Annotated in this window: 19 protein-coding genes; 9 read left to right on the forward strand and 10 right to left on the reverse strand. The window is 55.5% G+C overall.

All coding sequences use genetic code 11. The annotated features are described in order from the left end of the window. Positions 1-154 precede the first annotated feature (154 nt). The gene (locus SANT_RS18565) at positions 155-1,324 is read left to right on the forward strand and encodes an O-antigen ligase family protein (protein ID WP_038668793.1); all 1,170 of its coding nucleotides are present in this window, start codon (positions 155-157) and stop codon (positions 1,322-1,324) included. On the opposite strand, the gene SANT_RS18570 is transcribed toward SANT_RS18565, so the two are convergent. Beyond that, a complete protein-coding gene (locus SANT_RS18570) occupies positions 1,321-2,421 on the reverse strand; it encodes a glycosyltransferase family 9 protein (RefSeq protein WP_025423741.1) in 1,101 nt (366 codons plus the stop codon). The genes SANT_RS18565 and SANT_RS18570 overlap by 4 nt on opposite strands. Positions 2,422-2,742: 321 nt before the next feature. Between SANT_RS18570 and SANT_RS18575 the strand changes: the two genes are divergently transcribed. Then, on the forward strand, positions 2,743-3,594 hold the full coding sequence (locus SANT_RS18575; protein ID WP_025423742.1) for an aldo/keto reductase: 852 nt from the start codon (positions 2,743-2,745) through the stop codon (positions 3,592-3,594). Between the two features lie 898 nt (positions 3,595-4,492). Here the strand turns inward: SANT_RS18575 and SANT_RS23585 are convergent. Both SANT_RS23585 and SANT_RS18580 read right to left on the reverse strand, forming a co-directional pair. Beyond that, positions 4,493-4,696: an ogr/Delta-like zinc finger family protein gene (locus SANT_RS23585; RefSeq protein WP_071882046.1), complete on the reverse strand. Its 204-nt coding sequence runs from the start codon at positions 4,694-4,696 to the stop codon at positions 4,493-4,495. Between the two features lie 1,586 nt (positions 4,697-6,282). Beyond that, positions 6,283-6,468, reverse strand: coding sequence for a hypothetical protein (locus tag SANT_RS18580; RefSeq protein ID WP_025423743.1), 186 nt, complete (start codon positions 6,466-6,468; stop codon positions 6,283-6,285). An 856-nt stretch (positions 6,469-7,324) separates the two neighbouring features. Here SANT_RS18580 and SANT_RS18585 point away from each other — a divergent pair. Together SANT_RS18585 and SANT_RS18590 are read left to right on the forward strand one after the other, a co-directional pair. Further along, positions 7,325-7,918, forward strand: coding sequence for a helix-turn-helix domain-containing protein (locus SANT_RS18585; RefSeq protein WP_025423744.1), 594 nt, complete (start codon positions 7,325-7,327; stop codon positions 7,916-7,918). Positions 7,919-8,412: 494 nt separating this feature from the next. Further along, a complete protein-coding gene (locus SANT_RS18590; RefSeq protein WP_025423745.1) occupies positions 8,413-9,687 on the forward strand; it encodes a hypothetical protein in 1,275 nt (424 codons plus the stop codon). A gap of 214 nt (positions 9,688-9,901) precedes the next feature. On the opposite strand, the gene SANT_RS18595 is transcribed toward SANT_RS18590, so the two are convergent. Beyond that, positions 9,902-10,201: a hypothetical protein gene (locus SANT_RS18595; RefSeq protein WP_025423746.1), complete on the reverse strand. Its 300-nt coding sequence runs from the start codon at positions 10,199-10,201 to the stop codon at positions 9,902-9,904. An 81-nt stretch (positions 10,202-10,282) separates the two neighbouring features. Further along, positions 10,283-11,419: a methyltransferase gene (locus tag SANT_RS18600; protein WP_025423747.1), complete on the reverse strand. Its 1,137-nt coding sequence runs from the start codon at positions 11,417-11,419 to the stop codon at positions 10,283-10,285. A 147-nt stretch (positions 11,420-11,566) separates the two neighbouring features. Between SANT_RS18600 and SANT_RS18605 the strand changes: the two genes are divergently transcribed. The 3 genes from SANT_RS18605 (at position 11,567) to SANT_RS18615 (ending at position 14,504) form a co-directional block, all read left to right on the forward strand. Next, positions 11,567-12,565, forward strand: a complete 999-nt coding sequence (locus SANT_RS18605) for a Gfo/Idh/MocA family protein (RefSeq protein ID WP_025423748.1) — start codon at positions 11,567-11,569, stop codon at positions 12,563-12,565. After that, positions 12,565-13,302, forward strand: coding sequence for a glutamine amidotransferase (locus SANT_RS18610; RefSeq protein ID WP_025423749.1), 738 nt, complete (start codon positions 12,565-12,567; stop codon positions 13,300-13,302). Before SANT_RS18605 ends, SANT_RS18610 begins: the two co-directional genes overlap by 1 nt. A 236-nt stretch (positions 13,303-13,538) precedes the next feature. After that, positions 13,539-14,504 carry a TerC family protein gene (locus SANT_RS18615; protein ID WP_025423750.1) on the forward strand — a complete coding sequence of 322 codons (966 nt, stop codon included), beginning with the start codon at positions 13,539-13,541 and terminating at the stop codon, positions 14,502-14,504. A 146-nt stretch (positions 14,505-14,650) separates the two neighbouring features. On the opposite strand, the gene SANT_RS18620 is transcribed toward SANT_RS18615, so the two are convergent. The 4 genes from SANT_RS18620 to uxaC form a co-directional block, all read right to left on the reverse strand. After that, positions 14,651-15,205, reverse strand: a complete 555-nt coding sequence (locus tag SANT_RS18620; RefSeq protein ID WP_025423751.1) for a YgjV family protein — start codon at positions 15,203-15,205, stop codon at positions 14,651-14,653. Positions 15,206-15,304: 99 nt separating this feature from the next. Further along, on the reverse strand, positions 15,305-16,795 hold the full coding sequence (locus tag SANT_RS18625) for a UxaA family hydrolase (RefSeq protein WP_025423752.1): 1,491 nt from the start codon (positions 16,793-16,795) through the stop codon (positions 15,305-15,307). 13 nt (positions 16,796-16,808) lie between these two features. Continuing rightward, positions 16,809-18,260 (reverse strand): tagaturonate reductase, encoded by a 1,452-nt coding sequence (locus SANT_RS18630; RefSeq protein ID WP_025423753.1) that lies wholly within the window; start codon positions 18,258-18,260, stop codon positions 16,809-16,811. 60 nt (positions 18,261-18,320) lie between these two features. Further along, positions 18,321-19,730 (reverse strand): glucuronate isomerase, encoded by a 1,410-nt coding sequence (uxaC, locus tag SANT_RS18635; RefSeq protein ID WP_025423754.1) that lies wholly within the window; start codon positions 19,728-19,730, stop codon positions 18,321-18,323. A gap of 517 nt (positions 19,731-20,247) precedes the next feature. Here uxaC and SANT_RS18640 point away from each other — a divergent pair. Together SANT_RS18640 and exuR are read left to right on the forward strand one after the other, a co-directional pair. Further along, positions 20,248-21,537: an MFS transporter gene (locus tag SANT_RS18640; protein WP_025423755.1), complete on the forward strand. Its 1,290-nt coding sequence runs from the start codon at positions 20,248-20,250 to the stop codon at positions 21,535-21,537. A gap of 264 nt (positions 21,538-21,801) precedes the next feature. After that, positions 21,802-22,578 carry a transcriptional regulator ExuR gene (exuR, locus tag SANT_RS18645; RefSeq protein WP_025423756.1) on the forward strand — a complete coding sequence of 259 codons (777 nt, stop codon included), beginning with the start codon at positions 21,802-21,804 and terminating at the stop codon, positions 22,576-22,578. A gap of 16 nt (positions 22,579-22,594) precedes the next feature. Here exuR and SANT_RS18650 read toward each other — a convergent pair whose 3' ends face one another. Next, positions 22,595-23,617 carry a DUF2891 domain-containing protein gene (locus SANT_RS18650; protein ID WP_038668796.1) on the reverse strand — a complete coding sequence of 341 codons (1,023 nt, stop codon included), beginning with the start codon at positions 23,615-23,617 and terminating at the stop codon, positions 22,595-22,597. Positions 23,618-23,626: the final 9 nt, after the last annotated feature.

The raw sequence follows: 23,626 nt of genomic DNA on the forward strand, positions 1-23,626 counted from the left end.
TCGACCCCCACGCCGTATGGCTGCCGGCCACTGCGCCAGCAACCGCCGTTTCGCGACGACCTTCTTCTGGCCGCAGCCCCCCCGGTTCTTTCCCCTGTAGATTGCCATCTGCGTTGATCCTCAATGTAACCGTGTAACTAAGGCCAAAACGTCTATGCTGTTGATCAACAAATACTCCAGGCTGGAAAATGCCGCGCTGATATTGTTCACGGCGTTCCTGTTTTTCAGCACGCTGTTTTGCAATGTCACGAAAGTCAACAACCTGTTCCATGCGTCCTGCGCGCTGCTGCTGGTAAGTCTGTTGATGCGCGGGCAGCTTTACCGTGACCTGCGGCAGGATCGGATAACGTTACAAGGACTGAGCTTGATAGCCCTGTTTGCGGTCTATTTCGCCGTTAGCAATATCTGGGGCGGCGACGCGCGGCAAACTTCCTCTACGTTGACCCACGGGTTGTACCTGATTATCTTCACCCTATTGGGGTCGCTGGCGCTGCAGAATTCGAGCCGTCATGTGGTGATGATCGCCATGATCGCCGGGGTTACGGCGCTGTCGGTGTTCACCATTGCCACCGATGCCGGCAAAGTCCTTTATTTTCGCAAAGTTTCCGACTTCAATCCCGGCCCTGACAACGTGATCGATCTGGCGGGCTATTGCGCCATCGCCATCATGCTGAGCATGATAATCGCACGGGAACGGCGACGCGTCGGCTATCTCTTGTTGGCGGTCATCCCCGCGGCCATGCTGGTGATGACCCAAAGCCGCGGTCCCTTACTGGCGCTGGTACTGGTCACGCTGACGACGCTGCGCTGGCGTCGCCCGGCGCCGCGCGCGCTATGGCTTGGCGCGCTGCTGGCGCTGCTGGCGGCGCTAATGCTGATTTTCACCCCGGTCGGCGAGCTGTTGTTGTTGCGTTTTGAGAGCCTGAGCAACGAATCCGGCCTGCGTATTAGCATTTGGCATCATGTTTTGACGGAAGTGAGCCTGCATCCCTGGTTCGGGCTGGGTTTCAACCACGAGCTGAACTTTATCAATTACGACGGCACGCACATCAGTACCGCCCATAGCGTCTATCTCGGTACGCTTTACAAGGGGGGGGCTATCGGCCTGGCGTTGCTGGCGCTGCTGCTGGGCTTCGGCCTGCGCTGCGCGCTGCGCGCCTATCGATCGGAATATCGCCTGGACGCGGCGCTGTATCTGTTCATGCTGCTGTTTATCGCCTCGCAGGGCATGTTTATGATAAGCAATCCACGCGAGACGTGGATTTTGATTTGGTTACCGCTGGCGGTGGTGTTCAGCGCCGGCAGCCGAGCGTCTTCCGCCTAATCCCCCATCGCGACGGTGGTAGACGACGCCCGCAAGCGAGTCATGTCGGCCAGTTTCTCATCCACCGCCGATAATAACGTTTCCAGCGGCAGCTCGCGCACCGCGGGACGATCGATGACCAGCTGTACCGCATTATCGTAATGCGGCGCCCAGATGTTATAGCCTACCAGCCCGTTGTCTTTAAGCCGACGCGTGTTGTATACCGCGACCAACGGAGTGTTAAAGGCGCAGGCCATATGCACAATGGAGGTATCGGGGCTGACCACCAGATCGGCGCTGCGCACGATCTCCACCGCCGTGTTGATGGTGCTATCGGCGACAAACGCCGCATCGTCGATCCGCCAGCGACTCAGTAAATCGCCGCGGCCGATCAACAACACGCGAAAACGCACGCCGCGCCGGCGCAAATGGGCGATCAAGCCTTCTACCTGCTCGCGGGAAAAATCTTTATCTTCGGCGCCGGTAAACGGATTGATGGCAATAAGCCATTCGTTGGCGGGGCGGGATAAATAAGGCGCCAGAGCGGCGACGGCCGACGGATCGCGCCCGAGAGAATAGAGAAACGGCGCCGGCGGTAAATTGAACAGCGCCAGGACCGCCCGATGTCGTTCGGTGATATGCCGTTCACTGTCTCGCCAGGCCAACTGGGGCGCATAGCGCGCCAAACCCGGTTTATTGAAACCAATGACATATCGCGGCGCCAGGCGGTGCAGGAGCCGTAGCCTTTCGTAGTTCGCTACATCGTCAAAATCGATGATCACATCAAAGCGCTGCTGGCGCAGAACAGTTAGCGACATTCGCTTATCGTAGCGGTAGGTTTGATGTACCGCATCGCAACAGGCCAGTAATGTCTGGCACGCGGGACCGGTTAGTACCGAGATGTGATAGCCATTGTCGGCCAACTGTCGGGCGGTGCCGGTGGTAATCACCATGTCGCCGATTTTATCGTCCAGACGCAGCAACAAGATCCGCTTAATCTTGTCCAGCGCCCAGTGCTGCGGGCGACAGGTCAAATTTAACCAAGCATTTAGCGCTTTGAATTTAAGCTGGCGAAGCGCCGCATTTTTGCCGCGATTAATGTCTCTTAAGGTATACATACCTGTCCGCCAAGCTGGAGCGATTCAGTGACCAGAAAGACCAAGATAACAAGCGTGCTAACGAACCGCAAGAAAGCGCTTACTACAACCAGTAACCCACTGCGCTTATCTGCAGACCCGATTGCTATCAGCAATGAATAACGGTTACAGGCGATTAATGAGCTTGGCGCATAGACGCATGCACAGGAAGGCGACTAATAGGCTGTCGCCGATTCACGTATCATCTTGCTAAACCAGTCTTGGCCAAATAGGCGTTGACGCTTTCGCCGCCGCGCGCGAACCGCCGGCGTCTGGCAGGCGTAAAACAGAGAGGAAAACCTGATGCAGAGCACAACATTAAATAACGGCATCGCCATGCCGTTGGTGGGATTTGGCGTCTACCAGATCGCTGAGCCTGTCGAATGCGAGCGCGCGGTGTTGGATGCCATTAACGTGGGGTATCGCCTAATAGACACTGCTGCTTCGTATCAAAATGAAATTCAGGTGGGCAACGCTTTAAAACAAAGCGGTTTGCCGCGTCATGAGCTGTTTGTGACGACCAAACTTTGGCTACAGGATGCCCACTATGAGGGAGCCAAGGCGCAATTCGAGCGATCCCTTCATCGCCTGCAACTTGACTATTTGGACCTGTACCTGATTCACCAACCCTACGGTGATGTCCACGGCGCCTGGCGGGCAATGGAGGAACTGTATCAGGCGGGTAGAATACGAGCGATTGGCGTGAGCAATTTCCATCCCGATCGCCTTGCCGATATGATGGCGTTTAACCGCATTCCTCCGGCGGTTAACCAGATAGAAATAAACCCTTTTCACGCGCAACCGCATGCCGTCGCCTGGATGAAGAGCAAAGGCATCCAACCGCAGGCCTGGGCCCCTTTCGCTGAAGGGCGTCAGGAGATATTTCAGCACCCGCGGCTGACGGCAATCGCTAATCACTATGGCAAAAGCGCCGCTCAAGTGATCCTACGCTGGTTAGCACAGCGCGGCATCGTATCGCTGGCAAAATCCGTACGAAAAGAGCGTATGGCTGAGAACTTCCACGTTTTCGACTTTCAACTAAGCGACGAAGACGTGACGCAAATTGAAGCGATGGATACCGGTATCAGCGCATTTTTCTCACACCGCGACCCGGCTCGAGTAGAATGGCTGACGGCGCGCCAACTTGACGTTTAACCCGGTAGATCCAACACCATTGGTGTAACGTTAGTCGATAACATTTTCTCCGTATCTCCGCCTCAGTACGCCGTTGCTAAACGACTCCCCGGCCCCCACATACGCTGAGCCAAATGCTTACGAACCGGCGGTCTATGTCCTCAGCGGCGTCATGGCAATAACGCTATTTCAGGTCGCGCCATACCGAGCCAGCCGCTGGTGCTGAGACTACCTGGCGGTGGCGCGGCATACCTTTCGCAACGCGGGAGCCGATGCCTTTCCTCTTCACAGCGGAGTCGTTGGCCAACGGCTTAACCCGATACGGGCCTTGGGGGGTCCTGGCGGGATAGCCGTTAGCCCCAAGACACGGCGGATGTTCCTTAGCACTAAACTTATTCGTTTCAACAACCGGCCGGCTTAATGAGCAATACTGAGTGGTAGTTGCGGCTGTCATTAATCGGCAGCAGAACCCGAACAGTAATAAAGATTTATTCTTAATCCTTTGGCAGTAGGGTAATTATCTATGCGCATTAAGCACAATGTATTTAACGCAGCATCTAAAAACTACCCGGTGTATGCCACTATTATTAAAATATATTTAGTAAATTTATAATTACCTATAGCAAAAAGAGGGCATAAATAGCCGTGCCCTTTCTAGCATCAAATTACAAAAATACCTAGAGATGAATCACAAAAAATTGAATATCTTCAGCAGCAATTTCGTCATAAGCGCTCAGGTAAGACGTATTGTCTTATACACATCTTTCTCATTAATTACCTGACTGAAGGATATTAATTACTCTCGCCACATGGGGTCCGGCAAGAAATTAATTAGATTTATCTACCACCTGTCAAACATGTCTAATTCCTGAGCGCAGATTAAAGAGGAGTAGTGACGAAAGAGATTTTCCTGGCCGCACTAATCCGTGCTAACGCATGCGTGTGGCACCACCGCAGCCACCACGCCCGGTTTGACGATAGACCCGGTAATACTCTCTAAGGTTTTAAAAGTATGCCCACAGTTGATATTAGTACATTGATGATAACGTTCCTTGGTTGTTTCGCTCAAATAACGGCTGGAACGCGTGTGTGCTGAAGATTTGCAGAGGGGGCAGTGCATCATGGCAATTTCTCCTTATTGATTTAACTATCGGCACTGAAAGGATATCATCAAGGGAGACGACTTAACAAATAGTTAATCACCTTAATACCTTAACTATTCGTTGTGTCATCCTCTGGCAATAAACCGTTAATTGACCTTATTCACTAAGTGATAAAGGCATATCAATTTGCCTGGGTGACAACGACAAAGTAACCGTTTACTTGCTGGAGTCGGACCCGTTAGCTAGACGGTGAATTATTATGACGGTCTCTTCGACGGGTCTTTGCGCATATCTATCGTGGCAAACAATGTCACCGTTGCCACAGCCAACTCACACCGGCGCGAATGGCAAGAGAGTAGGGTCGAGAACCGCCGTGAGTTAAGCCTGTCGCGCTTTTGCCGCTGCGCTGCCCATCTGCCGCTATAGCGAGAGAAGCCTGGCGGCGCGCCGCCTGCCGGTTCGCGAATACCGCTGACTTAGCCGCTCGCTCCGTCCTCTTCTGTGTATCATAAACGGCCGAGCCTTTTACGTACGTCGCGTTGCGGCTCATAAGGGTGCAGGCTCTGGGAAGCACTCGCCTGATGATCGTGCCGTTGAAGGTATGGCTCTTGTTCGGCGTCTACGCGTCCGGCCGATGATGACACCGTCCGCTACCGGTTTGGGAAATCGCCCCTAGGCGCTAGCCGCTTTCCCGCGCTGGCGGGCCGCATTTTTCGCGGGTGCAGTGGCATAATGAATACCCGCCGCGGCAGGGGTTACTCACATCCTAAGGCACGGCAAAAGAGTGCCAAGAAAAACGCCTACCGCTCTGGCTCTGCCGGAATACGTGCCGACACCAGAGCGTTGAAGCGCCCTATAAAAACTGATCGGCTCTTCATGTGTGGTAAGGACGGCTGAGTGAAGCCGCCACCGTATACCCCTATAGTCTATCCCACCGTGGCCTTATCGCTGAGCACAAGCTTGCCGCTACCGTGGCCGTGAAGGCTCATCATGTCATCGATTAATCGCAACATGACTATTGACCGCTGCGAGACACCTGACTCAATAAAACGAAAAAGAGATGAAAGTAACATTTTGACTCTCCTCTACGGTGGAAGGAACAAGTAAGCCCCCGGTAATAAATCCTGCGTTTTGCAGCTGGAGCGTCAGTAATATTATGCACCGTCATGAAATACAATAAATTTTATGCTTCTGCTTCTAGATGCCATTCCTTTTCTTTTGACGCGATCGTAAAACTTACCAGGGATATAGGATATATTAATTGTAATATGCCATCTTCAATGAATATCTTTAACAATAATTTTGTGCATCTATTATCAAGAAGAGATAATAGGAACGAACCCCCTTCTGCCGAATAAATGAGCACTATGAAGCGGGGTCGAACAATCCATCAACACTTACCCTCCAGATCGGTGAAACTGGGAATCATAGCCAGCTTATTTACTTTGATAACGTATTAATGCGCTTCATCAACCTTCTCGTGAAAAACCGGCACGACATTTTGCAAGCAATGATGAGAATATCACCGTTTTGCTGATAAAAAACAGATTGCTTACCTTCGGTAGATTATCCAATCATGCCTGGGAATAGCGCGAAAGGTAATTTTCTATAAGGCCAATCCCTCTTTATTTTGATTTTGAACAATATCCGTATCCAGGATGCTCTGCGCAATTTCGGCTATCATCATCAAAGCTATCTCCTTGTCTCTTTCACGACATTCCACTGCAGTGGTCAATCTAGCAATTAACTCCATTCGCTCTAACAGCACCAACTTATCAAACGTGAGGTCCATTGATCCTCCTCGTTATAACATGATTTTTTTGTAAATTGTCGCATCACCCGGATAATAGATAGGAATTCCTCCCCAATACATCAGGCGAAATATTATGTTTATAACGTTGAAATTGTAAAAGCGCAACCACTATTCATCCGTATTCCTGCATAGAAAGAAGGAAATAGGCGCGATACGGCAGCGAAAGCCTGGAGGGTAGCCCGCGAAGATTCCTTTATAATGGAGCAAAATATTTCCATTACACTTCTTTAGTTTCTATAAGGAGAGACGCGAAATGATTCCATCGTCTCTGCCGTAATGGGGCTCATCATGTGATTAATTGCGCCGAGGGAGCGCCTGGTGGACGATGCACGCGCAGGGCAAACACGGTTTGTCGGCGATACGGGCGAAAACATCGCACCATCGCCATGTTTTTGGCCTACGCCCCATCCTCGACCTGAGATCGAGTTGAATCAGTGTTGAACCGTCGCTATCCGTTTTGCCCCGCTTTCGACGTTTGGGGGTCTGTGACGTCGCGTCGAGGTCAAAAATCGCGAATAATGACGCTGTCGACCCGAGCGATTGGCATCAATGACAATCATTGCACATAGGGATGAAATCCCAGGACAATTAAATCTTCAGAGTAGGCGATGCTCTCCAGCCGCCATGTCGGCTCATGGCAGCCTGTTGTTTGCCGCTTTTTACGGCGTCGCCATTATGGTTGAACACTGCAAAGCCGTTAATTGAAAATTCTAGCGGCATAAGGCATCATTCTTTATTAACAAAACAGAAGAATAAGCGGTTAAAATTAAGCGTTAATCTAAGCGATGACAATAATAATTTACAAGAGATAATGTATCTTTGCGGAAACCATGCCATGTTCAGTATAAATTTTAAAGCGGGAGGCGGTGCAGTCTTGGACAGAATTATCCAAGCCTATGGTTTTGATACTAAAATTGAGTATTGTAAGCATCTTGGTATCACGGCCAGCAATCTTTCAATGCGCTATAAAAGAGATTTATACCCTTCTGATTTAGTGGTCAAATGCCTGGCGGATACGGGCGTCCGTCTGGAATGGCTCACCGGCGGTCAGGGAGATATGTTTGCCGGTCCGAACGCGCGCAATCAAAGTCAGCAACAAACACTCGAAGTCCCGGCAAGTAACCTTATCAAGGGTGAAATCTATGATGCAGGCACATTTTACCTTGATATTGGTTGGTTTAAACCCGATCGGGATATCCCCGCCCGGCCCGGCGTGCTGTTGGAAGGGAGCAAACGCTTTATCGTCGATTATCAGTTCAGTGACGTTAGCGATGGCCGGTGGTTAACGGAAATAGAAGGCCGCCTTCTGATACGGGACCTGTTCCGCATCCCGATCGGCCGGGTTAAAGTCTGCGGGGGCGAGATGCCTTTTGACTGCGACTTACAAGATATCCGCATCCTTGCCCGAGTGATAACAAGTTGCGTATAACCGCTAAAGGGCCCCTGCCAGTCTCAAATCCTGATTCTTCCACTCCCGATGGGTAAGCCGCGATAGTTTAACATATCGACCAGACACCTAAAAAATTTTACCCCTCAAGACATTTCGCTGGAAGTGCCACTTTCATCGTTTCTCCTTTACGCATCTTGAGCCGGTTTGCGGTAAATGACCCTCCGCGTTAATTTTCACCCTCATTTTTGATTATCGCGACAATAGTCGCGGTAAAAAATAAGCCACGTCAAAGATGAGAAAAACAGGTGCGACAGGGGCCAATCGGTATCACATACGTTATTAACTCAATATAAATTGCGTAGAAAGTTATTCACTGCATGCGAAAAGACAAATCTTTTTTTTTGCTTATTATGTTTGCTTTCTCTGTTAAAGGGTCGCCAAGCGAAACACCTCAACACCGCCAGGATTCACCCGTAATCCGGTGGAACGGTTTTGCATTGGCTTATTCATCCATTCAATCAGGGCCGCGTTTTATGCAACCCACTCTTTTCGCTCCCGCTATTATCACCGCCAAAATTTTTCCGCCGCCCCCCTACGAGGAGCAGGCGCTACACCGCCGTTTGGAGGACTATTTCAACCGATTTACCCCCGCCGACAAAGCGGATGTCATTGCGCAACTGTGGGCCGCGCCACCTGAACCCGGCGGCGCGCTCAAGGGCCTGGCGCCTCCCGGCGAGACGCTAGGTTTGGGCCTCGCGCTGTGCGATCGCATGGCGCAAGACGGGGAATACACGACGGTACAGCACCATTTGGCGTACGCGGCCCATAAAGTTCTTTTCTCCATCGCCTCGGGCGCGATGCCGATGCCGCACCCGCCGCTGAAGCACTTGGCGCGTTTGTGTCATATGGCGTTGAAATGGCAAATAATACAACCGACGGTGACCGGCGAAGCCGCACTTAACGATGTGTGGCAGAATTTCTGTCAATTGGCCCAGTTGCCGGCGGAATTTAGCGCCATCGCGCTGGCGAGGGAACAGGTCGACTGGCATGTGCTGCATCAGAGCATTTCGCTGCTGTGCGCGCCCCATGACAATGTGGTGGTGAGCCCAACCGTGCTCTACAATCCGATACACCAGGACAGCATCAAGGCTGTTGCGCGCTACCTGCGCGATGAATTGACGCAGGGCCTCAACCTGGCGCGGGAGAAGTTAAAACAGCTGCTGGAGGGGCAGATGCTGCTGTTGCCGATGATGTCCGTCCCCATTTGTCCTTATGAAGGAACCGTGCTAACCGGGCATTTCAGCGCGGTCGTTGCGGTGAAAAAAGATGAGTATTGGCATTTTGCCATTTTCGACAGTCTGGACGACAGCGACACTGAGCCGCTAAAAGAAGCGGTACTCGCTCAGTTAGTGCCCAAAAAGCGCGGGCGCTACTATTTTTTCCAGCAACATTTTCAGCAGCGCAACGACTGTGCCATTCATGCCTTTAATTTCTTCAGCCGCTGTCTTACCTTGAAGGAAACGTATTGGAGCGGACCGGCGCAATGGGGGCAGCTGTTTGATGATTATTGCCAAGAGACCGCGGACTTGACGCTAATGCTGGGCGAAGATAGCACCTTAAGCAGCACGATGTTGCGCCGCTATTTTATGCTGGAGTGTCTAATAAACGGCTATCGTCCCGACGAATGGGCAATGGTGCAAAATGAACCGGTTTTGCGGCGCGAGCCTAGACGCGGTCTGAGTTTGTCGCACTCTTTCCGTCATTTGTTGGGCTGTACCGGCCACTATCGGCGGCTGGAAGACAATTAAGCGTCGTGCGCCGAGGCAAATTCTCGGGCGTTAAGGGAGGGTGTCGACGTCAGTTTGTGGCCGCGCCACCCGGGATAGCACAAAACACACCACCGCGGCTGGCATGGCAGGGTTCACCGTAGCGCGGCGCCGCGGATGAAATGAAGAACGCCGCACGCGGCACGGCACAGGTGCGCCACCGGTCGGGAATCGGACACAGCGCCTATCTCGCCCATCAGTGCTGGCATGACTGGCGAAACGCCGCGGCCTCTTTCGCTAACGCATCAATATGCGCGCTGATAATTTTTATCTTGTGAAGCAGGGGATTGCGATCCGGCGAGCTGTCCAGGCTATTGAGTTTGCCCACCAGCATAGCGTTATGCTCCCGCAGCCGCGCCTCGCGCGCCAGGCATTGCTCTAACTGGTGCTGCAACGACTGGTACTCCTGCCGCCACACATGCTGGCGCTGTATTACACTGTTTTCCAGCAGTGAAAAGGCCGCATCTAAACGCGTCTCTAACTCTTGCAACAACATGACTGTTCCTTTCCTCGGTCTTTGGCGCAGTATAATGATTGTCCAGCGCGGCAACAAACCCATTATGGCGCGGGCCGCCTGTCAGCGCCCCTGGCGCGTCTTTATGCTTTTTAGCACCACAAATTTCTGATTGGCGCCCAGGGCCTGGCAGTTGCCAAACAAACGTTTAAGTTGACGAAAATAATCCAAATTACGATTGGCCACGATGCGCAGCTCGCCGCCCTGCTGCAGGCTGCGCCGAGCATCGCGGAACATTTGCCGGGCGATGTGATCCGTTATCGCCTGCTGTTGGTGAAAAGGCGGATTACAGACAATGGCCTGTACACTGTCCGCCGCGACGCCCGCCAAGCCGTTGTCAACCTGAAACCGGCAGCGCGGCAGATCCGCCGGCCGGTTTTCGCTTATATTAAGCCGGCTGGAGGCGATTGCCATATAGGACTCATCGACAAAATGTATCTCGGCCCGCGGGTTGGCCGTCAGCGCCATCAACCCCAGGATACCGTTGCCGCACCCCAGATCCACCAGCGTCCCCTCAACCTCTTGCGGCAAATAGGACAGAAAAAAACGCGCGCCGATATCCAGCGATGTGCGGGAGAAGACGTTGGCGTGGTTGTGGATCCGATACGGTGTGTGCTCCAGCGGCCAGATGCAGGGCGTCGGCGGCGATAACGGCGCCTGCTCGGCCAAGGTGCTGTAGATGAGCCGCGCCTTTTTTTGCGCCAGCGAGGTGTGGGTCGGGCCGATAATGTCGCTAAATAGCGCCAGCGTGGAACGATGGATCTCGCGTACCCTGCCGGCGGCAAGGAAAAGAGTGTCAGGACCCGCCACCTGGCGCACGGCGTGCAGTTGCTGTTCAAGCAGCGCCAGGGTTTTGGGCACTTTTAGCAGCACCAGCCCGGGCGACGGCGGCAAAGGCGCCAGACTGTCCAGCAGGGTGACCTGCTCCCCCTGTGTGTTTTGCGCCAGGTTATGACGGGTGGCGAGCTGGCTCAGGTACGAATCGCTGACGCAAAACGGCGCGCGCCCTTGCAGCGCACAGGCCAGCGCGCCGAAGGCATCATTGAAAATCAACGTCGGTCCGGTTATCGCCTGCGCCGACGGGCACGCCTGTAGCAAATATTCATCCGCGGCATCCCAGGCCTGTAGGGTGTCATTGGCCGCGCCGGGCGGATAACGTTCCAGCCGCATTGCGCCGAACGGGGGTTCAAAAAGGCTCATACGCCCTACCTGATAATGAAATGATGCGGTTAAGCGGTAATAAGGGCGGCAGTATACTGTTTTTTTACCCGGTGCAGGAGACTTGCCTTGCCGGATGGGCATGTTACTCTGCTGTTATCCTCCCTTACCTGCAGGTTGTCGGTTCAGATGATTCGTTTCGCAGTCATAGGTACCAATTGGATCACCCGTCAGTTTATCGATGCCGCTCATGAAAGCGGTAAGCTGAAACTAACCGCCATTTATTCGCGCCAGCTCACGCAGGCCCGTGCCCTGGCGGCGGATTACCCGGTCGAACAGTGTTTTGATTCTCTGGAGCAACTTTCCACCTCCGACCTGATTGACGCGGTGTATATCGCCAGCCCCAACGCCCTGCATTGTCAGCAGAGCCTGCTGTTTATGCGCCAGGGTAAACACGTGATCTGTGAAAAACCGCTCGCATCCACGCTAGCCGAGGCGGAACAGATGATTGCCTGCGCCCTTGAACATCAGGTGGTGCTGTTCGAGGCGTTCAAAACCGCCTATCTGCCCAATTTTCAGGCGCTCCAACGGGCACTCCCGAGCGTCGGGCGACTGCGTAAAGGGCTTCTGAATTACTGTCAGTACTCTTCGCGCTACGACAAATATCTTGCCGGCGAGAATCCCAACACCTTTAATCCCCATTTCTCCAACGGCTCGATCATGGATATTGGCTTTTATCCGCTGGCAACCGCGGTGACCCTATGGGGGGAGCCGGAACGGGTGCAGGCCAGCGCGTCGCTGTTGCCCAGCGGCGTGGACGGCCACGGCACGGTCATTCTCGATTACGGCGATTTTGACATTACCCTGCTGCACTCCAAAGTGAGCCAGTCTGCGCTGCCGAGCGAGATCCAGGGCGAGACCGGGTCGCTGCTTATTGAGAAAATAGGCGAATGCCAGCGCCTGACGCTGGTTGCCCGCAACGGCAATCAGCAAGATCTGAGCCAACCGCAGCATATCAACAGTATGCTGTATGAGGCGCATGCGTTCGCCGATCGGATAGCGCAACGGCAAAGCGATCACCCCGCGCTGGCGATAACCCGCAGCACGGCGCGGCTACTCACCGAAATCCGGCGGCAAACCGGGGTCGTGTTCCCTGCCGACTCGTCAGCGCAAGGTGAGACAAGCTAATGAGCGATAGTAAGCCCATACTCATCTTGCAGACCGGCGATGCCCCCGAATCGGTCAGGCGCGAGCACGGCAACTTTGACCGCATGTTCATACTGGCGGGCGAAGTGAATGAGGCGCGCGTTCAGGTGGTTTATCTGCCCGGTGGCGAGCGGCCTGAAGCGCCGGAAACCTATGCCGGCGTGATGATTACCGGCTCCGCGGCGATGGTGACGGACAAACTGCCCTGGAGCGAGTACGCCGCCGATTGGCTACGCCGGGCGGTGGCGGAGAACACGCCCGTTTTCGGCGCCTGTTATGGTCATCAGTTGCTGGCCTATGCGCTGGGCGGTAAGGTGGATTATCACCCCGACGGCATGGAGCTGGGTACTCAGGCCATCGAACTGCTGCCGGCGGCGGCGGATGACGCGCTGCTGACGGCGCTGCCCCGACGTTTCGGCGCCAATCTGGTGCATTCGCAGTCAGTGCTTACTTTGCCTCCAGGCGCTACGGTGCTTGGCCGTTCCGCTCATGATCCCTACCAGATCCTGCGCTATGGGCCCAACGTCATCAGTACCCAGTTTCATCCTGAGTTCACCGCAGCCGTCATGCGCAGCTATTTGGCGCGCATGATGGCGCAAGAGCCGGAACGGCGCGACCATTACCAGCATCTAGAGGGTCAAATCGCCGCTACGCCCCACAGCCAGGGTCTGCTGGCGCGCTTCGTGCGCCGCTGTTTGCGCGGTGATGTTACGGTTTGATATTGACGGTTGCAATTTTTTACATTAACGTGGTTCACAGCAAAGGGGAGTAACTTTCCGCCGGCCAGCCGTCAATACGATGCCAATGCATCCGGTAGCCGGGCAACTGCAGAATTTTCATGCGGGTTGTAAGTGAGACCTTGCCGGAAGGCGAGACTCGCTTATAGCCCAGACCGTGAACAACGGCTGGCGCCTTCTGACGTCAGCCGTTGTTCGTTGTGGAAGGACTATCTCAGATGCATACCGTCGGAAATCCCTTGCTGTGGGGCAGCTTTGCTGTCGTGGTGATAATCATGCTGGCCGTGGATTTATTAATGCAGGGCCGCGCGGGGGACAAACCCCCGTCGATGAAACAGGCGGCGCTATGGTCGCTGCTGTGGGTCGCGCTGGCGCTGGTGTTTAACGCCCTGTTCTGGGCCTATTTGCTCCAGACCGAAAGCCGGGCGGTGGCCGATAGCCAAGCGCTGGCGTTCCTTACCGGCTACCTGCTGGAAAAAACCCTGGCGGCCGATAATGTGTTCGTCTGGCTGATGCTGTTTAGCTATTTTGCCGTACCGCTTTCACTACAGCGCCGCCTACTGACCTGGGGCATTCTGGGCGCCATCGGGCTGCGTGCCGTCATGGTGTTCGCCGGAAGTTGGCTTATCAGCGAATTCCAGTGGCTGTTGTATGTCTTCGGCGCGTTTTTGCTGTTTACCGGCATCAAGATGGCCCTGCCCGGCCATAACGAACAGGATATCGGTAACCGCCCGCTGGTCCGCTGGCTCTACCGCCATTTGCGGGTGACGAATGAACTGCACGGCGAGCGTTTTTTCATTCGCCGCAATGGTCTGCTGTTCGCCACGCCGCTGTTGCTGGCGCTGATCATGGTGGAATTCAGCGACGTCATTTTCTCTCTCGACAGCATACCGGCGATCTTCGCCGTTACGACCGATCCCTTTATCGTATTGACGTCCAATTTGTTTGCCATCCTGGGGCTACGGGCAATGTATTTTCTGTTGGCCAATGTGGCCGAACGTTTCTCACTGCTGAAATACGGGCTGGCGGTGATTTTGGTCTTTATCGGTATCAAAATGCTCATTGTGGATATCATCCATATTCCAGTCGCCGTATCGCTGGCCATGGTCGCGCTCACGCTCACGGTGACGCTGATGCTGAACGCCTGGGTCAACCGGCGGCAACGCCGCGTCAGGCAACGGTAGCGGCGGCGGAGCTAGCGCGCCGGCGCGCGTGGGACGGGGGCATTCCGTCGGGGTTATGCGCCAGCGGCGCGCTTAAATAGGCAGGTCAGCGGCGGTGCGCCGCAATAGCACCAGGATCTTGCCGGCGGGAGCACCAAAGGCGTCGCTCAGCGGCCGGGGACCTGAGCCGGCAGCGCGCGGTTTTCCGTGACGAAGGGGTCAATGCCCTGCTTGATAAGCCGGTGAAAACGCACAATCGCCAGGCCATTCATGATAAGAAAGCTGCCCTCTATCAATGAACCGCCGATGGAGCCGAGCCAGATATTGTGGGTAACCCAACATGCGGTCGAGCACCACATCACGCAGCGTATGGTCAGACCGCGACAGCGAAACAGCGCCCAGGTACTGGCCACCGTACCAACGATCGGCAGTAATTCGACCCCATAGCGGACTTTCGGCAAACCGAGCCCCAGCGTTAAAGCGATAAATACCAGCATGGCCCAGACACTGCGGGTGCGCGTGGAAACCAGCGTGCGTAACGTATTCAGCACGGCGCTCATGCCGGCGGCATTCGCGCCCAATAAAAAGAAATGCAGGCCGATTATCAGGCTATAGAGCGCCAGTTGCAGCTTAAACCGGCGCTCGTTGCGGTTGAAAAAAGTGGTGATGCCGACGACGAACGCCAGCCCGCCTACCGCTTGGGCAAACCAATACAACGTCATGAGGGAAAATCTCGGTCAAGAGAATGGGAAAGTAAATGAAAACGGCGTTTCATAATACGAAACGCCGTTCCCCGGCCGAAAAAAAAACCGTTAAAAAAATTACAAGGTCACGCCGCTTTTGAAAATCGCCAGTTCGCGAAAATCGTTGATCTCGTTTCGGGTTTGCTTGCCGTTGGCAAAGGCGACGATAAGATCGACAAACTCGGTTAACACCGCATCCATACTCATACCGTGGATCAACCGCCCGGCGTCGAAATCGATCCAGTGCGGTTTTTTCGCCGCCAGCTCGCTGTTGGTCGCCAATTTCACGGTCGGTACAAAACCGCCGTAGGGCGTACCGCGACCGGTGCTGAACAGCACCATGTGGCAGCCTGCACCGGCGAGGGCGCTGGTGGCCACCGCATCGTTGCCCGGCGCGCTCAGGAGATTTAGCCCCGGTACGCTTAACCGCTCGCCGTATTTCAACACGTCGACCACCTTGCTCTGACCGGCTTTCTGGGTGCAGCCAAGGGATTTCTCCTCAAGCGTTGTGATACCGCCGGCTTTATTGCCCGGAGAGGGGTTTTCATAAATCGGCTGCTGATGGGCGATAAAGTACTGTTTGAAATCGTTGACCATATGCACGGTCTTTTCAAAGGTGGCTTCATCACGGCAGCGGCTCATCAGGATCCGTTCGGCGCCGAACATTTCCGGGACTTCGGTCAGCACGGTGGTGCCGCCGTTGGCGATCAGATAATCCGAAAAACGTCCGAGCATGGGGTTGGCGGTAATCCCCGACAGGCCGTCCGAGCCGCCGCATTCTAGTCCAAATTTCAGTTCGCTGAGCTTGCCCGGTTCGCGATGGTCGTCGCGCATGCGCTGATAAAGCGCGCGCAAACATTCCAGTCCGGCCTCCACTTCATCATCCTGCTGCTGGCAAATCATGAAGGTGACCCGCTCGCTATCGAACTCGCCGAGGGTGGTGCGGAACACATCCACCTGATTATTCTCGCAGCCCAACCCGATGACCAGCACCGCGCCGGCGTTGGGGTGGCGCACCATGTTTTGCAGCATGGTGCGGGTGTTCTCATGGTCTGCCCCCAGCTGCGAACAGCCGAACGGGTGGGTGAACAAATGCACGCCGTCGATATCTTCCGCGCCAAAGGTCTCCTTGAGGAACCGCTGCTGGATCTGGCGGGCGATGCCGTTGACGCAGCCCACGGTCGGCAGGATCCACAGCTCGTTGCGAATACCGACCTGGCCGTTGCGGCGCCGGTAAAGCTGCACCTCGCGGTCGGGCATTTGCGGCGGCAGCGCGGGGAACGCCGGCTGATATTGATATTCATCCAGATCGCTGAGATTGGTTTTCGCGTTCTGCGAGTGAATATGTTCGCCCGGCTGGATGAGGCTTTTGGCGTGCCCGATGGGCAAACCGTATTTAATAATCATCTCCCCTTCGCCGATGGGCGTTAGGGCAAACTTATGGCCGCGCGCAACGGGCTGACGTAGCGTAACGCGGTCATTACCGACAGTTACCGTCTCGTCAGCCGGCAGGTCTTGCAGGGCGACCGCCACATTGTCAAGGGAATGAATTTTAATAATATTCATGATGAACCTTTGGGTTTCAGCAATAGGCGGAAACGGCGTCCCGCATGCCCCGGTCAAGGATGGCCTGCAGTTGCTGTTCAACCTGTTTCGCCAGACCGGGTACCTGCAGCAGATCCTGCTGCCAGTGTCCGGTATCGCTCAGTACGGTTTCGACCAGTTCGCCAAGCGGGGTGGTGCCGGCCGTCACGCCGCTCCATAGCGTCTGGTAACGATCCAGCCATGACTTATCATCTTGCAGCGGATAAGACTCGCCGTTGCGTTCGCCGCGATAAAACGCGATAAGCGCCGCCAGCGCGAACGTCAGCCGTGCCGGCAATTCGCCATGCTGTTGCCGGTAGGCCAGCAGCTGCGGCAGGATCCGGGTGCGGAATTTGGTCATACCGTTGAGCGCGATGGACAACAGTTGATGCTGGATAAACGGATTGCGAAAACGCCCCTGTACCGCCTCGGCAAAAGAGATAAGTTCGTCGTGAGGCAGATCCAGCACCGGCACGATTTCTTCGGCGATGGTTTTTGCCACGAACGCACTGATCTGCGCGTCGTTCATCGCCGCGCCCACGGTATCCAGACCGGCCAGCCAGGCTACCGGCACCAGAGCGGTATGCGCGCCGTTCAAAATAGCCACTTTGCGCTCTTTATAGGGTTTGATGTCGTCGACGATGCGGATGTTCAGGTTGAGCTGATCCAAACGCAACGCCTGGGCCAGCCAGGCCGGTCCCTGAATAACGAACAGATAAAAATATTCGGCGGTGTCGAGGAAGGTGTCCTGATAGCCGAGCTCCGTTTGCAGCGCCTGCACTTCATCGCGCGGGTAACCCGTGACGATGCGGTCCACCAGCGTCGAGCAGAAGGTATTGCTATCGTTCAACCAGTGGACAAATTCCGCCGGCAGCGCCCACAGGTCGGCATAGCGCAGCACCATTTCGCGCAGGGCGTCGCCGTTATAATCGATAAGTTCGCAGGGGATAAGCACCCACCCTTTATCCGCCGCGCCGTCAAAATGGCAGAAACGTTCGTACAGCAAACGCGTCAGTTTGGCGGGGTAACTTTGCGGCGGCGCATCCTGCAGCCGGTCGCCGTCGTTAAAGCTAATGCCGGCCTCGGTGGTGTTGGAGAAGACAAACCGGATGTTGGCATCGTGAGCCAGCGCCAGATAGTCATCGAACTGGCGGTAGACATTGATCTCGCGGTTGACCGACCGGATAACGCGCGACTGGCGCACCGCGTCGCCCTGCTCGTTCAGGCCGCGGATAATCGTGGTGTACAGGCCGTCCTGGGTCGACAACGACGGGGGGAAATCGGTATCGATCGGGCGCACGACGACGACGCCGGCATCAAGATCGGTGTGTTCGTTCAGCAAGTCCAGTTGCCAGTCGACAAAGGCGCGCAAGAAATTCCCTTCGCCGAACTGGATAACGCGGTCGGTATACTGGCGACCGGGAAAATTTTGACGATTTAGCGTTTGCATTCGGGGGTTACCTTCAATATAAAGCCGTTCACGGGCGAGCCGTCGGCCCGCCCGGCTTAATCAGAGTTCAATGGCAAAGTAGTTTTTGGCGTTGTCGAAGCAAATGTTTTTCACCATTTCGCCCAACAGCTTGATGTCCGCCGGCGCTTCGCCCTGCTCCACCCAGTGACCGATCATCCGGCATAGAATGCGGCGGAAGTATTCGTGACGGGTGTAGGACAGGAAACTGCGGCTGTCGGTCAGCATGCCGACAAAGCGGCTGAGCAAGCCGAGGTTGGCCAGTTGGGTCATCTGACGCTCCATACCGTCCTTCTGATCGTTAAACCACCAGCCGGAACCAAACTGCATCTTGCCGGGCATGCCTTCGCCCTGGAAGTTGCCGACCATGGTCCCGATGGTTTCGTTGTCGCTCGGGTTCAGGCAATAAAGGATGGTTTTCGGCAGCGCATCGTTTTTCGCCTGTGCATCCAACAAGCGGGAGAGGTTCTGTGCCACCGGCTGATCGTTGGCGGAATCGAAACCGGTATCGGGGCCGAGCAGTTTCAGCATGCGGCTATTGTTATTGCGCAGCGCGCCAATATGGTACTGCTGTACCCATCCGCGGCGGGCGTATTCTGCGCCGAGGAACACCAGCACCGCGGTTTTGAACTGCGCGATTTCCTCGGCATTCGGCAGCTTACCGTCCAGGCGACGGGCCAGGATGCCATCGAGCGTGTGGGTATCGGCTTCGCCATAGACCACCACATCAAGCGCGTGGTCAGAGACGCGGCAGCCGTGGGCGGCGAAATGGTCCAGACGTTTCGACAACGCGTCGCAAAGCGCGCTGAATCCGCTAATGGCGGTGTCCGAAGCGCCCTCGAGCTTCTGCAGATAATCCACGTAACCTTCGGCTTCAATATTGAAGGACTTATCCGGGCGCCAGCTGGGCAGCACTTTGATGGCGAAGCTGCTGTCTTGCGCGACGGCTTTATGATGGCGCAGGTCATCGATCGGATCATCGGTGGTGCCGACCATTTTCACGTTCATCTGCTGCATAATGCCGCGGGCGGTGAAATTATCCTGTTCTAGCAGGGCATTACCGCGGTCCCAGATTTGCCGCGCGGTCGCCGGCGACAATAAGGTGTCGCTGATGCCGAACGGACGGCGCAGTTCCAGATGGGTCCAGTGATAGAGGGGGTTGCCGATGGTGTGCGGCACGGTCTGCGCCCAGGCTTCAAATTTTTCCCAGTCGCCGGCGTCGCCGGTACAAAAACGTTCGGCCACGCCGTTGGTGCGCATCGCGCGCCATTTATAGTGGTCCCCTTTCAGCCAGATGTCGTACAGGTTTTTGAAGCGGTAATTTTGCGCGATCTGTTCCGGCGGTAAATGGCAGTGATAATCAAAAATCGGCTGGTCTTTCGCATAGTCATGATACAAGCGGCGGGCGAATTCGCTGTCCAGCAAAAAATCTTCAGTTAAAAACGCGGTCATAACAGGCTCCTCACCTTCGTTTTTTTAAGCAATGTTTCCAAAATGTTGAAAGATGTTATACCAATTTAGGACCAACTGATTGGATTCTAAGCCCTGTCGTAGCGAACACCCTTCATGAATCAACAAAAATGTCACATCTTTGCGCCAATTCCGCCGAAAAAGGCGGCTGGCGGGACCGAATTATTATCCCTTAAATTATTAATGGTTTTTGTGATGGTCCTCAACTTTTAAATCTGTATGACAAGTTATCGTAACGCCGTTTTCAGTCAGGACTCAAGTTTTGTTTATTGGCGAGGACCGCGGGGCGTTTAGCGACACCCAAGCGGGGTGGGTGCGATTCGGAAGAGCCGGCAATTAACCGGCCCGCTGAAAAGCCGCACCGGCAGGACGCAGCACCCTGGGCAGCCTGATAAAAACAATACCTAGGGGAACACCCTACGTTGGGTTCTCTATATCACACCGTCGAGCCACCGACCGAGCAGTTGGATTGACGGCACTACTATTGGGAGAAGTTTTAATGCGTAAGATTAAAGGGTTACGCTGGTATATGATCGCCCTGGTCACCGTGGGCACGGTGCTGGGCTACCTAACGCGTAACGCCATTGCGGTGGCGGCCCCGACGTTGCAGGACCAGCTGCACATTACCACACAGCAATACTCTTATATCATCGCCGCTTATTCCGCCTGTTATACCATTATGCAACCGGTGGCGGGTTATGTCCTGGACATGCTGGGCACCAAGGTCGGCTATGCGGTGTTCGCGATTCTGTGGGCGGTATTCTGCATGGCCACGGCGCTGGCCAGCAGCTGGGGTGGACTGGCTATCGCCCGCGGCGCGGTGGGGATGGCGGAAGCCGCAATGATCCCGGCCGGTCTGAAGGCCAGCAGCGAATGGTTCCCGGCGAAAGAGCGCTCTATTGCGGTCGGCTACTTTAACGTTGGCTCCTCCATCGGCGCCATGGTTGCGCCGCCGTTGGTGGTTTGGGCGATTATGATTCACAGCTGGGAAATGGCCTTTATCATTACCGGCGTGCTGAGCCTTATTTGGGCACTCTGCTGGTTGTTGTTCTATAAGCACCCGAAAAATCAGAAGAAATTGACGGAAGAAGAACGGGATTACATCCTGAGCGGCCAGGAAGCCCAGCACCAGGTCAATAACGGCAAGAAAATGAGCGCCTGGGAAATCCTGCACAATCGCCAATTCTGGGGCATCGCGCTGCCGCGTTTTCTCGCCGAGCCGGCGTGGGGGACTTTTAACGCCTGGATCCCGCTGTTCATGTTTAAAGTTTACGGCTTTAACCTGAAAGAAATCGCTATGTTCGCCTGGATGCCGATGTTGTTCGCCGATTTGGGCTGTATCGTCGGCGGTTACATGCCTCCGTTCTTCCAGCGCGTCTTTGGCGTGAATCTGATCGTCTCGCGCAAACTGGTCGTGACGCTGGGGGCGTTCTTAATGATTGGCCCCGGCATGATTGGCCTGTTTACCAGCCCGTATGTGGCTATCGGCCTGCTGTGCATCGGCGGCTTCGCCCATCAGTCGCTGTCTGGCGCGCTGATTACCCTGTCCTCGGACGTCTTTGGCCGTAATGAAGTGGCGACCGCCAATGGCCTGACCGGCATGGCAGCGTGGCTGGCGAGCACCCTGTTCGCCCTGGTGGTCGGCGCGCTGGCGGATACCATCGGCTTTAGTCCGCTGTTCGCGGTCCTGGCGCTGTTCGATTTGTTAGGCGCCCTGTGCATCTGGACCATCCTGAAAAACCGTCCGGCGGATGAGGTGGAATCACAGAGAACCCCGGCGACGGTGTAACGTCGCCCCGGCGCGCCAGCGCCCGCAGTCGGCCTGGCGCCCGCCCTTCTCTGCCCCGCTCCCCGGCGACGGTTGTCAACCGCGCCGGGGATTTTTTCCTCCACGGGTGGGGAAATTAAAGAACGGTAAGGCCGGGTGGCGCATCTGGCCCATGAGGACAAAAAGTGGTATAACAAATACGTGCCGGCCCTCCTTTTTGTCCCGCCGGCGCCGGCCGCTAAACGTCAGCGCCACCCTTTCTCTGTATTGTGAAGAGCATGCAAAATGGAACCCACTGAGACCCGCAGATTATACCAGCAGCTGGCGGCCGAACTGAAACGGCGCATCGAATCCGGTATTTATCCGGTCGGCGAGAAGCTGCCGGCGGAACGCTATATCGCCGAGGAGATGAACGTCAGCCGCACGGTGGTGCGGGAAGCGATCATCATGCTGGAGGTGGAAGGTTACGTGGAAGTGCGCAAAGGCTCGGGTATCCATGTCATCGCCAATCAGCAAAAACATGTGGTGTTGCCCGCCGGCGAAATTCAGGCCGCCACGCCCGGCCCGTTTGAGATGCTGCAAGCGCGGCAGCTTATCGAAAGTAATATTGCCGAATTCGCGGCGACCCAGGTGTCCAAACAGGACATTATCCTGCTGATGGAAATCCAGGAGAACGCGCGCCAGGAAGACAGATTTCGCGATTCGCAATGGGACCTGAAATTCCACGTTCAGGTGGCGCTGGCCACCGGCAACAGCGCCATGGCGTCCATCGTTGAACAAATGTGGACCCAGCGGGTGCATAACCCCTATTGGATCAAGCTGCACGAGCATATCGACGATAAAGCGATAGAAAGCTGGTGCGAGGAGCACGACCAAATTCTCAAGGCGCTGATCCGCAAGGATCCCTACGCGGCCAAACTGGCGATGTGGCAACATTTGGAAAACACCAAGCAGATGCTGTTCCACGCCACCACCGACGATTTTGAATCCAGCGTTGACCGCTATATGTTCAGCGACAACCCCGTGGTGCACCTGGACACCGTGACTACCGGGGTAAAATAACCGGCGCGCCGCCGCCTCAGGCCTCGAAGGTTAGCAGAGCGTAGGTGGCCAGCCAGTGGGCGCCCATATAGTTGGTGTCCAAATGCGCCAGCGCGGCGTGCAGATGCGCCGCGGCCACCTGCTGTAGCCCATGATCCGGCGCCGTTCCCAACTGCCGGGCGAGGGTGCGCCAGCACCAGGCGCGGCTGAGGTTCAAGCCGTCGAGATGAGCAATCTTGCTGTCAAAGCGATCGCTGACGAAAACCGGGTGGAACAGCGTCTGAGGCTGTTGCGCGTCAAGCTGTGGCAAGAACGTCTGCCACCAGGCGCTAAACGCCGTAGCCGAGAGACAGCGCGACATATAGACCGCTTCTATCAGCGTCGGCGATAAAAATTCATCTCCCGCCGGCTCCCACGCCTGACAGGCGCGATCGCCGCCGAACCAGCGCTTCCCGCCCTCGACCAGCACCGCTTCCAGCGCCGCATCCTGGCTGCCTTGCGCGTAATCCAGCGCCAGTACGCCGGCAAAGGCGCTATTAAAGTGCGTGCCGGTGCGGATGGGGTAGGTTTGCAGCGGCCAGAATTTTTTGAAACTCGTCACCATGTGATCCGCCAGCGGCGCCAGCGCCTCGGCGTAGCGGCTGAGACGATCGTCGTGACCGGCGCCAAACTCAGCCACCAGTTTTAACAGCCAGGCCCAGCCGTAGGGACGCTCGAAGCTGCCGCGGTTGGGCTGGGTAAAATAGGCCAGTTCTTGCGCTATCGCCTCGGGCGTAAGGCGGCGGGCAAACAGCGCGCGGGCCGCTTCCGCCTCCGCAAGCTGGGGAAAGCGGTTGGCAATGCGCGCGAGTAGCCAATAGCTATGGACGCACGAGTGCCAGTCGTAGCTGCCGAAAAAAACCGGATGCAGGGCGCGCGGTCCGTTGATGTCCCGTTCGTCCTGTAAATTGTGCATGATGTGGTTGGGGTATTCGCGTTCCACATGTCCCAGGGCGATGCGCGCCATAGCCGCGGCCCGTTCGCCGTCCAATAGAAACGCGTCGCTTTGCAGGGTAGTCATTGTCTTTTC

It is taken from the genome of Sodalis praecaptivus (assembly GCF_000517425.1).
Taxonomy (GTDB): Bacteria; Pseudomonadota; Gammaproteobacteria; order Enterobacterales; family Enterobacteriaceae; genus Sodalis_A; species Sodalis_A praecaptivus.